Below are 13,675 nucleotides of genomic sequence, written 5' to 3'. Positions count from 1 at the left end.
ATCAAAAAATTAATAAAATCACAAAAATGTAAGCATCCATCAATTGAATTCTCACAAAAAACGCCCGAAATAAATTCAGACGTTCCAGGCTGTAGATAAACTCTAATGAAAGGTTTATACCGATATGCTTGCGTGTTGCACTTTCCTGTCTCGTCTCATCTTCAAAACGGCTGCACGACGGTCTAAAAAGCATCTCTCTTCCATTGACTCCTACGGGAAAAAGTGCGTTTTTAACGCACTGTCAGAGGCAGGCAAGACCCTGCTCATTGTCCGAGAGGATAAAGGAGCAACGGCTTGCGCCTCGCCCGAGGAAAGCAACGGAAAAGAGAGATGCTTTTATCACTTTATGTTGCTTTGTCCACACGCTAAAAAACGCCCGAAATAAATTCGGGCGTTTCCAGTAGACTTAGAACAAGACCATGTACTGATCGCGTTCCCATTCCGTGACTTGTGTCCGGAACATATCCCACTCGATTTCTTTGAGCTCAACGAAGTGTTCCGCGATGTGATCGCCGAGTGCGTGCATGACGACGTCATCTGCTTTGAGTACTTCGAGTGCATGGCTGAGTGTTGATGGTAAATCATCGATGCCGTTCGCAACACGTTCTGGTTTGTCCATGACGTAGATGTTACGGTCGATTGGTGCAGGTGCTTGCAAGTTGTTTTTGATTCCGTCAAGACCTGACGCAAGCAATGTCGCAAGTGCAAGGTACGGGTTAGCCGCCGGGTCAACTGAACGAACTTCGATTCGAGTTGAAAGACCACGTGCAGCAGGAACTCGGACGAGCGGTGAACGGTTACGGGCTGACCATGCGACGTAGCAAGGTGCTTCATAACCAGGAACAAGACGTTTGTACGAGTTGACTGTCGGGTTACAGACAGCTGTGAAGGCACGAGCGTGCTTCAGGATACCTGCTGTGAAGGCGCGTGCATCGTCAGAGAGTTGCATGTTGCTGTTCTCTTCGTCGAAGAAGACGTTTTCGTTTCCTTTGAAGAGGGACATGTTCGCATGCATACCTGAACCGTTGACACCGAAGAGCGGTTTCGGCATGAATGTCGCGTGCAAGTTATGTTTCGCAGCAATCGTCTTAACGACGAGTTTAAACGTTTGGATGTTATCGGCAGTCGTGATCGCATCCGCATATTTAAAGTCGATTTCGTGTTGACCCGGTGCGACTTCGTGGTGTGACGCTTCGATTTCAAAGCCCATGTTTTCGAGCTCGATGACGATTTCTTTACGGCAGTTCTCACCGAGATCGACAGGTGCGAGGTCGAAGTATCCACCTTGGTCGTTTAATTCAAGTGTCGGGCGACCGTTTTCATCCTTTTTGAAGAGGAAGAATTCCGGTTCTGGTCCGACGTTGAATGAAGAGAAACCAAGCTCTTCCATTTCTTTAAGTACGCGTTTCAATTGACCACGTGGATCACCTGAGAACGATGTGCCATCTGGATTGTGAATGTCACAAATGAGACGTGCGACTTTACCTGTTCCATCTTCAGTCCATGGGAAGACAACCCATGTATTTAAGTCTGGGAAGAGATACATATCTGATTCTTCGATCCGGACGAATCCTTCAATCGACGAACCATCGAACATCATCTTATTATCAAGTGCCTTCTCCAATTGACTTACTGGAATTTCAACGTTCTTGATTGTACCGAGGATATCTGTGAATTGTAGACGAATAAACCGTACGTCCTCAGCTTTAGCGATTTTCATAATGTCTTCTCGTGTAATGTTGCGGCGTGTCATGTAACAGTTCCCCTCTCCGATTCTGTTTTTCATATATGGTAACAGGTACTTACTTGAAGAAACGCCCGAGCTCACCTTGGATGAGCGACGTTTTTCCAGGTTGACCTGCTTCCTTCAGTTGATTTTTCAGGAGTTTATACAACTCTCCATCGGATAGTTCCGGACGTGTCTTGACGACCGTTTCCGCAACGCGTTCTCGTTTGATGAGATCATTGTCAAAAATCATTTTAATCCCTGCGATATTCAGTCCCTGATCCAAATATTCCTTGATCGACAGTAAACGATCCACATCGTTGAACGAGTAGAGGCGGCGTTTCGTCTCTGTCCGTTCCGGTTTGATCAGTCCCTGTTCTTCATAGTAACGGATCTGCCGGGCAGATAACGCGGTCAACTCTTGAACGACTCCGATCGGAAACAGTGGCTTGGACTGTCGTGTTACGTCTGCCATGTCGTTCCTCCTTTTTCCTTACTCCATGAGAATAAACCTCTGTGAGGCAAGTTGTCAAGCTATGTCAGGAAAGTTAACACAACTTTCCCACAAGTCAGACAACCTGTCATCAAAGGTCTTTTCACAGTTTGTAATTATTTTAAACCCGCGTTTGCGGAAGCAATTGTTTTTCCATCAAATGGTCGACGGCAGAAACGATGGCGATTTTGACGTGACTAAATGTCAACCCGCCTTGGACGTAAGCCGTATAGGGCGCACGAATCGGTCCGTCTGCCGACAATTCGATTGACGACCCTTGGATGAACGTCCCTGCTGCCATGATGACATCATCCGCATATCCCGGCATATAATCGGGAATCGGTAAGGCATGAGCATTGACCGGTGACGCCGCTTGAATCGCCTGACAAAAAGCAATCATCGGTTCCGGGGCATGGAACGAGACCGATTGAATCAAATCCGTCCGCTCTGCTGCGTAATGCGGTGCCGTGTCGAAACCGAACTGCTCCATCATGCTCGATGTGAACATCGCCCCCATCAATGCCTGACTGACCGTGTGCGGCGCCATGTAGAAGCCTTGATACATGTCTTGGAGCGAGTAGAGCGACGGGCCCGCTTCCGCGCCGATGCCCGGAGTCGTCATCCGGAACGATGCCCGTTCGATCAAGTCTGTCCGTCCGACGAGGTAGCCGCCTGTTTTCGCGAGACCCCCACCCGGATTTTTAATCAGTGAGCCTGCCATCAGGTCAGCCCCGACATGGGTCGGTTCCATCGTCTCGACGAACTCGCCGTAACAGTTGTCAACAAAGACGATGACGTCCGGATGGACGGCTTTAATCGTCGCAATCGCGTGACCGATTTCTTCGACCGGTAAGCTGCGCCGTGTCGCATAACCTTTCGACCGTTGAATCCCGACGACTTTCGTCTTGCTTGTGATCCGGGCGAGAACGGCATCGATATCAATCGTCTCCGCCTGTTTCATCTCGACGACATCATAGGTGACACCGAGTTCTTTTAGCGAGCCCCGCCCGTCACCCCGGATGCCGACGATTTCTTCGAGCGTGTCGTACGGTTTGCCTGTGATATACAGTAATTCGTCGCCCGGCAAGAGTAACCCGAACAACGCAATCCCGATCGCATGGGTCCCACTGATAATTTGCGCGCGGCAAAGTCCGGCTTCTGCACCGAAGACGTCGGCATAAATCCGTTCGAGCGTATCGCGCCCTTCATCGTTATAGCCGTAACCTGTCGACGGCATGAAGTGAAAATCGCTGACTTTGTGTTTCCGGAACGCGTTCAAGACGCGGAACTGATTGTATTCCGCGATTTCTTGCGTCCGTTTAATCCTGGGAGCGATTCGCGTCTCCGCCGTCTCGATGAAGGGACGAATCGTTTCATAGTGCGTTAATTCTGTAAACATGCTTACACCTCGTATTGTTTCAATGTCGAGTAGAGACGCGTGTCTTTACGCAAGTACCCTTTGAGCGTGACCGATCCATCCTCTTCATATTGTTCTTGTAAATTCATCATGACTTCTTTTGCCGGGTTGTAGTGGGCAAACGCCTCGACCGGAATCCGGATTTCGAGATATTCCAAAATCTCACTGATCGACTTTTCGATTTCGAGCGTTAACCGTTCGATATCAGTCGGATCGAGTGCTGAAATCAGTAATTTTCCGCCGGTGAACAAGTCTGTCAACTGGTCTTTTTTATTGAAGACTTCGAGTTGCGGAATATCACCCGCTCCGAGCTCATCGAGGACATCGTTCGTCGTCTGCATCTGATTGAGATAATGTTCACTCGAAGCATCAATGACATGGAGGATCAAATCGGCTTCAAGCACTTCTTCGAGCGTCGAACGGAAGGCAGCAATCAGTTTCGTCGGAAGGTCCTGGATGAAACCAACCGTATCCGTTAACAGGATTTGTCCGCCTTCCGGTAAATCGAACTGACGTGTCAATGGATCAAGCGTCGCGAACAATTCATTTTTTTCATACGTGTCAGCATGCGTCAAGCGATTGAAAATCGTCGACTTCCCGGCATTCGTATACCCGACGAGCGCGATTTGGAACGTCTGATTTTCTTTACGGCGTTCCCGGTAACGCGCTCGGTGTGCGACCGATGTTTCGAGCTGTTTCTTGATTTCATCGACACGGCGACGGATGTGTCGACGGTCCGTCTCAAGTTTCGATTCACCCGGACCACGTGTCCCGATTCCGCCACCAAGACGTGACAGTTGCGTTCCTTGTCCACTGAGACGCGGTAACAAATAACTCATTTGCGCGAGCTCGACTTGAAGTTTCCCTTCCCGTGACTGAGCACGCCCGGCGAAGATATCGAGAATCAATTGGGTCCGGTCAATCAATTTGATCGATTCCGGGTCTTCAAGTGCAATCCGGATGTTCTTCATCTGACCGGGTGTGACTTCTGCATTAAAAATAATTAAATCCGGTTCGAGTTCTTCCGCTAGCGCGACCAGTTCCTCGACCTTCCCTTTTCCGATAAACGTACGCCGATCGACTGCCTGCCGTTTTTGATCGAGTCGTCCAACGACGACCCCGTGCGCAGTCGTGACGAGTGCTTCAAGCTCCGCGACCGATTCTGCATAAATATGGTCTGCCACATCGGGGAGCTGACAACCGACGACAATAACGCGTTCTGACATAAAATCATTCCTTTCAAGATAAAGACATTCTGCGTCCCTAATCATACCACACGCCGCTATCCGTCTGAACTTTTTTGGACAGGAAACATTCGTTCGGTTTATGATAAGAATAACAAGGTTGAAGGAGGCGGAACATGGCACGCGAACGACTGGATTATACGTTGCCCGAGTTCATCGAACGGTATCTCCTCTATTTAACGGTCAGCGGTCGACAGGACTCGACCGTCCGACGCTACCGTTATGATTTAATCGAGGTTCACCGGTACATGACGGAAGTCGACCAACCGCTCGAGACGATTGATGATTTCAAAGCAATTTCGCTCGATGCCTGGAAGACATTCATCAACGAATACTTGATCGAAGAAAAACTCTATAAACAAGCGACGGTCGCCCGGATCGTCACCGTCATCAATCAATTGAACTATCAAATCCGACAATCAAAAGCAAAACTAATTGAGTATGCCCAGCCGACCCATGAGCTCGGTCCACACCATGTCGCGTCGCAGAAAGAATATGACCAGTTGATCCGGACGAATCAGTCCGACCGCGGTTTGACCGATCATCAGCTCGTCGCCCGCCCGTACTTGATCGACCGCAATGAATTGATTTTACGGTTGTTCTACCGGTACGGACTACGCGTTCACCACATCATCGGGCTGAAGATGCAAGACCTCAATTTTGCCCAGCAAGAGATGCTCGTCCACGACCGGCTCGGGAACACGTACAAATTGCATATCGAGCGTGAGGATCAGGACGTCATGCTCCGTTACTTGAAGACCGTTCCGGAACCCGTCCGTCCACGTTATCATACAACGGACCCGTTTTTCGTCGCCTTCGACTTCGCCCGGATGACGTTCCGCTGGCTCTATAGTAAAAATGCGCCGAAGCAGCTCTCGATCGTCATGATCACGAAAATGATGCGGCAACTCAATGAACGGTCGGATAACAAACGATTGATCACCCCGTCGATGCTCCGTAACAGCTTCATCTTGAAAACGTATGTCGACGAGATGACGACAGAAGACCGCCTGACGAAGACATGTCTCTATAAAGACGTCTCGTTAAGACGATACGCGGAAGCATTTGAAGAATTAAAAGAGTTATTATGATGAATGTGCTGTAAAGGCAAATGGTACAAGACGCCGGCATCTTTTTCTTGTACCATTCGTCATCCTCCACAAAAAAAGATGAAGAGTCACTTCGCAGTGACCTTTCATCTAAATGGATTGCATTTCTTACAAGATGGCCCCCGCGGCCGTCTTGTTTAACGCGATACTTCTTCCGTTTCCTCTTGTTCGTACAACGTCACGTTACGTGCCGGCGCGAACGTCGAAATGGCATGCTTATAAATCAGTTGTTGTTTTCCTTCTGATTCTAGGATTACCGTGAAGTTATCGAATGATTTGATTAATCCCCGTAATTGATACCCACTGATTAAGAAGACGGTTGTTGGAACCGCATCTTTTCGTAATTGATTTAAAAAATAGTCTTGAATGTTGTATGTCGCTTTCATAAGACCCCGTGCCCCCTCTATTTTATCTGTTTCTGTCTTCAGGCCAGTCCGAGTTAACCGCTTTCAGAAACCCTACTGTTCTATCATAGATAATTTTGAAGTTTTGTTCAAATGAAATCGTTCCCATTTCTACCCAAACGCCATCAAATTGATGACGGAACCAGGTTAACTGCCGTTTTGCGAAGCGTCGCGTGTTACGTTTCAACTGTTCGACCGCCGGTTCAAGTGGCGCGCCACTCAAAACAGGGACGATTTCCTTGTAGCCGATTGCTTGCATCGCTTTCGTATCGGCGAAGCCGGCGTCAACAAGCTGCCGGACTTCCTCGACGAGTCCCTGCCCCACCATCAAATCGACCCGCTCATTGATTCGGTCATATAAGCGATCCCGGTCATCCATATGTAAGACGAACAGCAAGCTCTCATATAAGCTCGGTTCACTACCGGACGTTTGTGTCTGTCCACTCTCGGCGACTTCAATCGCCCGGACGACCCGTTGCACATTGTTCGGATGAATTTCCTCTGCCCGATTCGGATCGAGTTGACGCAAGCGTTCATGGAGTGCGACTACGCCTTGCTCCGCTGCAAATTGTTCCAGCTCCTGCCGCAATTCTTTATTTTCCGCTTGTGCTGTAAATTGATAGTCATACAAAATCGCCCGGATGTATAACCCGGTCCCGCCGACGATGATTGGCAATTTCCCTCGACCTGCAATGTCCGCAATCGCCTGACGTGCCAGCGTCTGAAAACGAGCAACACTCATCTCATCATCCGGATTGACAAGGTCGAGCATATGATGCGCTACACCGTCCATTTCTTCTTCTGTCACTTTCGCTGAACCGATGTCCATTCCTTGATAGACCTGAACGGAGTCACCGGAGATGATTTCACCATTCAAGCGCTTCGCTAATTCTATACCTGTCTTCGTTTTTCCGACCGCAGTCGGACCGACGATGACGATGACTGGTTGTTTCACTATGCATCACCATTCCTACACTGATCATTTTTGATGTCAGTGTACCATAATTCACAATTCTGCCGTAGCCGTTTTAAGACAAAAAAAGAGCACCTATCCTGAAGAAAAAGGACATGTACCCTATTTGTTACGAAAAAAATATTAGACACGACGAATGAAGTCGTCATAAATTGCGCTGAATACACACCATCCGCAAATCACTAACCCTGTCAACATAATACCCCAATCTGCCATCATAGCCCCTCCTCTTTTATCTGTTATCTACCTTTTTACAATTTGCGACAACTGTAAACCCATTCGAGCATGTTTGACACCAATTAATGGAATCGCTATGATTAAGATACGATTGGTACGTAGCGCGGAAGTTGACCTGCATCGGCTTTCCATTAGAGGCTCTGCCTCTCGATTCCAAGTGACGGGCTTGCCCGTTGCGAAAACCCCCTGTTCCGAGTTCGGGACAGGGGGTTTTTTATTAATACATATCTTTTTGCGTAAAGTTCCAAAAGGCGATTCCAAGTGTCGCGACTGTCCAACAGCCAAGGACGGCAAGCGAGAATGGCAACGTCATGCCTTCAATCGGTGGTGCTTGACCATCCAGATAATTGATTAGTCCAAAGTTGACGTTAACGAGGTATTTCGAACTTGTCCAGCTCGAACCGAGTGTCGTCAACAATGTTCCGGAAATCAAGACTGCCATCATGATGCCAATCCCGGTCGCCGTATTCTTGACGAGGACAGAGACCATCAACGCAATCGTTCCGACGACGGCTGTGACGATCCAGGCGAGACCGATTGCCATCAGGAGGTATTCCCACATCGGAATCGTATGCACGAATTCGGTCGAGAACGTCCCGCTCGGCGATGCTTGGAACCCGGTCAAAATCGGGGCGGTCCAGCCGTCATACCCGAGGACGATGCCGGAAATCGCGTAACAGACGAACGCGGTCAATGCCATCAGCATCGAGGTATAGAGTAAAACCGTGATCCATTTCGCCATCAAAATTTTCCAGCGCCGGACCGGTCGCGACAGAAGCGTCTTGATCGTTCCGTCGTTTTGCTCCCCGCTGACGATGTCCGCCATGATGACGATGATGAAGAGCGGTAAGATTAACGTTAATCCTTGTGAGAAGAAAATGCGGATGAACGTCGGCGCACCCGGATAGTTCGGATTGATATCATTATCGAGGTAGTATTGATTCTGTTTTAAATCAAATTCTAAAAACTGGCGGAACTCGTCTTGAATACTGCTCGAGGCCAGGCGATTCTGTGTATCGACGATGTCTTGTTGCAGTTCGACACGCCAATCGAGCGTACCTTGTTTCTTAATTTGTTCTTGGATGTCACGATACTGTGCATACGTAAACATCGACACAAGAACGACTAAAATGATCGCGACGACGGCGAAGCGCTTTTTCGAAGCAATTTTCGTCACTTCGTTGCGGACGAGACCAAGCATGTTCGGATTACGCAATATGATCTCCCCCCGTCAAGGTGATGAAGAGATCTTCGAGCGTCTGGACTTTTCGTTCAATCGTCCAGACTTCGACGCCGGCTTCAAACAGCTGTTTATTGAGTGTCGGTGTCTTACTTGAATCCATCAATGTATGGACGGTATTCGCGTCAACGACTTCAGAGACCTGGACGTCTTCAGACGCGGATAAAATTTCATTTGCTTTGAAGGCATCATCGACCCGCCAGTCGACACCTGGAGCAAGCGACTCGACGAGCTCCTTGACCGTCCCGACTTGAACGATTTTGCCGTAACTCATGATGGCGACCCGGTCAGCGAGCATCTCAATCTCAGCCAGGATGTGGCTCGAGACTAAAACTGATAATCCTGTCTCATCAACGAGCTTCCGAATGAATTGCCGTAAATCACGAATCCCCATCGGATCGAGTCCGTTTGTTGGTTCATCGAGTATCAAAACACTTGGACGACCGAGCAAGGCTTGGGCGATTCCAAGGCGTTGACGCATCCCGAGGGAATACGTCCGGACTTGATCGTCGACCCGCGCCGTCAAGTCGACCAAGTCAATCACTTCTTGAATCCGAGCTTCATCGACATTCGGTAACATCCGGGCGAAGACACGCAAGTTTTCGCGCCCACTCAAATATTTGTAAAGCTCTGGGTTTTCAACGATCGAGCCAATCCGCTCCATCGCTTGAACAAATTGTTTGCGGACGTCAAAATCACAGACCGTGATTTTACCCGACGTCGGTTTAATCAATCCGACGAGCATCCGGATCGTCGTTGTTTTCCCTGCCCCGTTCGGACCGAGAAATCCAAAGACTTCACCTGGGAAGATTTCAAACGAAATGTTATCGATAATCGTTTTCTTTCCAATCACCTTCGTGACCGATTCTAATTTTACAGTTGGATTCACGTTTCTCACCTCTTATGGTCTATTCTAGCGGAATAATGAATGATTTGACTCGTCTAAGCACTTCAAAACCGCACATTTTCTAAAGTTTTGCTACAATCATCGTAACAGTAAAAGGAGGAACGATTCATGAAACGATATGCTTGGCCTTTATTTTTAAGCGTTTCGCTCATCTTGACCGCACTTTTCGGGTACGGATTTGCAAGCGCCTATAACGACGTCGTTAATCCACCAAAACGGGCGGTCTTGACACCAACGAAAGAAGAACCCGTTGCAAAAGGCGGGACTTACGTCGCTTTAGGTGACTCGTTGACACGCGGCGTCGGTGCTTCGAACGGAAACAGTTATGCAGCAATCGTCGGTCAAGAACTTACAAAAGACAACACCGTCGAACGTTTCCAAAATCTCGCCGTCAGCGGAGCCCGGACGGAAGATCTACTGAAGCAACTTGAACAAAAAGAAGTCCTTCGCTCCCTTAGCCAGGCAAAAGTCATTTCGGTGACGATTGGCGGGAATGATTTGTTCAACCGTGGTGAAGGTGTCGCAAACTTTGATGCAAAAAAGACTGCTGATACGATTAAATCAGCTCAAACCAACTTGGAGAAGACCTTTAAAATCCTCCGAGATGAAAATCCGGATGCCGTCATCTTCTACGTCGGACTGTATAATCCTTTCCGTGCCAGTGAAAATGGGGAGGCATTTGACGCAATCGTCCAAAATTGGAATGCCGAGTCGCGTCAACTCGGACTCGAATATGATATTGAAGTCATCGATACGTTCAACCTAGTCCGTGACGTCAAACGCGATCTCTCAAGTGATCAGTTCCACCCGAATGATTCAACGTACGAACAAATTGCGAAAGCTTCCCTGCTCGCTGTAAATAAACGTTTTTAATCCAAAGAAAGCCGCCGAATCACATCGACTCGGCGGCTTCATTTCATTTCAGACGTTTGGCTAAGGCGATTAAGACCCATTGCAGCGGCAAACGTGTCCATAACGCCCAGGCCGGCAATTTTTTACCGTTGATGGGTTGTGGATTGACGGCCATGTTGACGTTCGCCGGTAAGACGGCATATAAAAAGCCAGGTAGTGTCTTGCGAACGATATCGACACCTTTACCTGTCAACAACATGAAGCCGTACAAAACTTCGATGATACCCGTCACTTGAACGAAAAACCGCTTAAACGGAATAAAGGACGGCATGATGCTGACAAATCCTTTTTCGTTTCGAAAATGACCGACCCCAGCAAATAATAATCCTCCACCGTACAACAAACGTAAAACATACTTCATGACTTCCATCTCCCCGTTGATATAAGTAAGAACCAAACTCAGTGTAACGGACGAATCCTTTTCGCTCAACTATAAGAAACTGTCGATCAATTGTGGGGAATGATGAGTCATTTTGGAAAAACGTCCGCAATTTCATTTTCAGTTTGGTTATCTGATACAGTAAAAATAGAAATTGATACGGAAGGAATGGTCGATATGGCAGGAAAAACAAAACAACTTTTACCCGGACTGACAGGAGGCATCATCGGTGCCGTTTTGACGGCAACGATCGCCTTTCCACTTTTTATGGATCAAGAACAACAAGTTGCCGATACACCTCTTTCAAACGGGATGCCGAAACAAGTTTCAACGACATCAAATGACCCTGTGACGAACGCCGTCGCATCCGCCCAAAAATCGGTCGTGACCGTCACGAACTACCAAACCGGTAACAGCATGACGCAAGAAGAAGCGGCGAGCGGCTCTGGTTCCGGTGTCATCTATAAAAAAGCAGACGGAAAGGCCTACATCATTACGAACCACCACGTCGTCGACGGTGCCTCGAAACTCGAAGTGACATTAAACGACGGTAACACTTTGAGTGCAAAGTTACTCGGTAGCGACGCAACATACGATCTTGCCGTCCTCGAGGTCGACGCAAAAGACGTTCCCGCTGTCATCACGGTCGGAAAATCGGCTGACTTAAAAGCCGGTCAAACCGTGCTCGCCATCGGAAACCCGCTCGGTGAATTCCAAAACTCCGTCACACGTGGAATCGTCAGTTCAAATGACCGGACGGTCCCTGTAGACACGAACAGCGATGGGCAAGATGACTTCAATACGACCGTCATTCAGACCGATGCAGCCATCAACCCCGGTAACTCTGGTGGTGCCTTAATCAACGAACAAGGTCAGCTCGTCGGAATCAACTCGATGAAGATTGCTGAAACGGGCGTCGAAGGCGTTGGTTTCAGCATTCCGATCGACGATGCGCTGCCCATCCTAAAACAGCTTGAAACGACCGGTGAAGTCAAGCATCCGACGCTTGGTGTCGCCTTGCAGGACGTTTCCGCCTTCCCGGCCGGTTATTTGCTTGATCAAGTCAAGTTGCCTGAATCCCAAAAAACCGGTGTCGTCATCATGTCAGTTGAACCGAACAGTCCGGCTGCCTCCGCGAAGCTGAAAACAGGTGACGTCATCACGAAAATTAACGGATCGGCGATTGAGAGTTTTGTCGACATCAAAACGGCACTGATTAAATCGGACGGTGACATCACGTTGACGATCATCCGCGATGGTAAAACATCAACTGTTAAAACAACGACGACGACAACCGATCAGTTATAATCTTCCACATCAAGACGTTTCAATTGCCTCCCATATCGGGTATTGTTTTAGAACAATATCTTTGGGGGGCTCTCTTTATGTATGATTTGATCGGCATCGGGATTGGACCGATGAATTTAGGGTTGAGCGCACTCGCTCATCCGACACCATTACGGACACTTTTTTTTGATGAAAGCGAACAATTTTCGTGGCATCCCGGGATGATGATTAAAGACTCGATGATGCAAACGAGTTTCATCTCTGACTTAGTCACACTTGCTGATCCGACGTCTTCTTTTACTTATTTAAACTACTTGCGTTCCATCAATCGTTTGCATACATTTTATTTTTATGAAAAATTATTGATTTCGCGCCAAGAATACAATTCGTATTTGAAATGGGTCGCGACCCAACTCGATGACTTATGTTTTTCGACCCGCGTCATTGATGTTCAGGACACGGGTGATAGTTATGAGGTGCTTGTCGAAGACGTCAAGACGGGTGAACGGAAGACATATGAAACACGTAACGTCGTCATCGGAACAGGGGCTAAACCTTCAATTCCCGATACGTTTGATTCAAGCGTCATTCACAACACACAATATGTCATGGAAAAAGAACAGCTCCTGTCGAAAAATAAAATTTCCATCGTCGGATCGGGTCAAAGTGCAGCAGAAATTTTCCTTGATCTATTGACGAGCGATCGCTCGCCGGATCTCGAACTCGAGTGGATTTCACGTTCGACGATTTTTGAAACGCTTGAGACCGGAAAACTCGGCGAAGAAATCTTTTCACCGAGTTATGTCACGTATTTTAATCAATTACCACTTGAAACACGGCAAGAGGCCGTTTCGAAATTCACGCGGTCGCAAAACGGGATCAGTCCGGAAACCTTACAGGCCATTTACGAACACCTCTATGATTTGACGACCGATCAAAAAGACCGCGTCCAGATTCGCGCAAATCTTGAGGTCGAACAAATTACGCACGATACGTCATTTGCAATTAAAATGCGTCATACGGAACTCAACCAAGTCCGGACATCGAACACGGATGCCGTTGTCGCAGCAACCGGTTTCGTCCCGGCATTACCGCGCTTTATTGACCGATTGAACATCGAGTTCGAAGGTGATCAGGCTTGGAAAGTCGATGCGAATTACCGGATTGTTCGTTCCATCGCAACAAATCATCAGTTGTACGCGACGACGAACTTAGAGCTTTCGCACGGTCCTGCCGCCGACAATCTAGGGATGTCGGTCTCACGAAATCAATTGATTTTAAATGATGTCGCCGGGAAAGAGTTGTATCCTGTCGAACAGCATGCAACGTTTACGACGTTCGACTGAC

13 protein-coding genes are annotated in these 13,675 nt (G+C 48.1%); 4 read left to right on the top strand and 9 right to left on the bottom strand.

Going from position 1 to position 13,675, the window contains the following annotated elements:
* Positions 1–406: 406 nt before the first annotated feature.
* The 4 genes from glnA to hflX all read right to left on the bottom strand — a co-directional run bounded on the left by glnA (position 407) and on the right by hflX (position 4,862).
* Entirely contained in the window at positions 407–1,753 is a 1,347-nt protein-coding gene (gene glnA, locus KNP94_RS02190) for a type I glutamate--ammonia ligase (protein WP_088836751.1), read from the bottom strand.
* A gap of 49 nt (positions 1,754–1,802) precedes the next feature.
* Positions 1,803–2,201 (bottom strand): MerR family transcriptional regulator, encoded by a 399-nt coding sequence (locus tag KNP94_RS02185; protein WP_029333272.1) that lies wholly within the window; start codon positions 2,199–2,201, stop codon positions 1,803–1,805.
* A gap of 139 nt (positions 2,202–2,340) precedes the next feature.
* Entirely contained in the window at positions 2,341–3,618 is a 1,278-nt protein-coding gene (locus KNP94_RS02180; RefSeq protein ID WP_215115129.1) for a methionine gamma-lyase family protein, read from the bottom strand.
* A gap of 2 nt (positions 3,619–3,620) precedes the next feature.
* Positions 3,621–4,862 carry a GTPase HflX gene (gene hflX / locus KNP94_RS02175; RefSeq protein ID WP_214771784.1) on the bottom strand — a complete coding sequence of 414 codons (1,242 nt, stop codon included), beginning with the start codon at positions 4,860–4,862 and terminating at the stop codon, positions 3,621–3,623.
* Positions 4,863–4,996: 134 nt separating this feature from the next.
* On the opposite strand from hflX, the gene KNP94_RS02170 reads away from it, so the two are divergent.
* Positions 4,997–5,971, top strand: a complete 975-nt coding sequence (locus tag KNP94_RS02170) for a tyrosine-type recombinase/integrase (protein ID WP_088836748.1) — start codon at positions 4,997–4,999, stop codon at positions 5,969–5,971.
* A gap of 155 nt (positions 5,972–6,126) precedes the next feature.
* Here KNP94_RS02170 and hfq read toward each other — a convergent pair whose 3' ends face one another.
* From hfq to KNP94_RS02150, 4 genes are all read right to left on the bottom strand, one after another.
* Positions 6,127–6,375 (bottom strand): RNA chaperone Hfq, encoded by a 249-nt coding sequence (gene hfq / locus KNP94_RS02165; protein WP_029333264.1) that lies wholly within the window; start codon positions 6,373–6,375, stop codon positions 6,127–6,129.
* 22 nt (positions 6,376–6,397) lie between these two features.
* Positions 6,398–7,351 carry a tRNA (adenosine(37)-N6)-dimethylallyltransferase MiaA gene (gene miaA / locus KNP94_RS02160; RefSeq protein WP_088836747.1) on the bottom strand — a complete coding sequence of 318 codons (954 nt, stop codon included), beginning with the start codon at positions 7,349–7,351 and terminating at the stop codon, positions 6,398–6,400.
* A 469-nt stretch (positions 7,352–7,820) separates the two neighbouring features.
* On the bottom strand, positions 7,821–8,819 hold the full coding sequence (locus tag KNP94_RS02155) for an ABC transporter permease (protein WP_034801277.1): 999 nt from the start codon (positions 8,817–8,819) through the stop codon (positions 7,821–7,823).
* Positions 8,812–9,732, bottom strand: a complete 921-nt coding sequence (locus KNP94_RS02150; RefSeq protein WP_215115128.1) for an ABC transporter ATP-binding protein — start codon at positions 9,730–9,732, stop codon at positions 8,812–8,814. The genes KNP94_RS02155 and KNP94_RS02150 overlap by 8 nt, the downstream gene beginning before the upstream one ends.
* Positions 9,733–9,858: 126 nt before the next feature.
* On the opposite strand from KNP94_RS02150, the gene KNP94_RS02145 reads away from it, so the two are divergent.
* Positions 9,859–10,623, top strand: coding sequence for an SGNH/GDSL hydrolase family protein (locus KNP94_RS02145; protein WP_088836746.1), 765 nt, complete (start codon positions 9,859–9,861; stop codon positions 10,621–10,623).
* Between the two features lie 43 nt (positions 10,624–10,666).
* Here the strand turns inward: KNP94_RS02145 and KNP94_RS02140 are convergent, their stop codons facing one another.
* The gene (locus KNP94_RS02140) at positions 10,667–11,023 is read right to left on the bottom strand and encodes a DoxX family protein (protein WP_214801127.1); all 357 of its coding nucleotides are present in this window, start codon (positions 11,021–11,023) and stop codon (positions 10,667–10,669) included.
* Between the two features lie 195 nt (positions 11,024–11,218).
* On the opposite strand from KNP94_RS02140, the gene KNP94_RS02135 reads away from it, so the two are divergent.
* Both KNP94_RS02135 and KNP94_RS02130 read left to right on the top strand, forming a co-directional pair.
* Positions 11,219–12,349, top strand: a complete 1,131-nt coding sequence (locus KNP94_RS02135) for a S1C family serine protease (RefSeq protein WP_215115127.1) — start codon at positions 11,219–11,221, stop codon at positions 12,347–12,349.
* 77 nt (positions 12,350–12,426) lie between these two features.
* Positions 12,427–13,674 carry a lysine N(6)-hydroxylase/L-ornithine N(5)-oxygenase family protein gene (locus KNP94_RS02130; protein ID WP_214807751.1) on the top strand — a complete coding sequence of 416 codons (1,248 nt, stop codon included), beginning with the start codon at positions 12,427–12,429 and terminating at the stop codon, positions 13,672–13,674.
* Position 13,675 lies beyond the last annotated feature (1 nt).

The organism is Exiguobacterium sp. s80 (assembly GCF_018618725.1).
Lineage (GTDB): Bacteria > Bacillota > Bacilli > Exiguobacteriales > Exiguobacteriaceae > Exiguobacterium_A > Exiguobacterium_A oxidotolerans.
The sequence above is the reverse complement of the archived record's forward strand: the minus strand, read 5'-3'. Positions and strand labels throughout refer to the sequence as shown.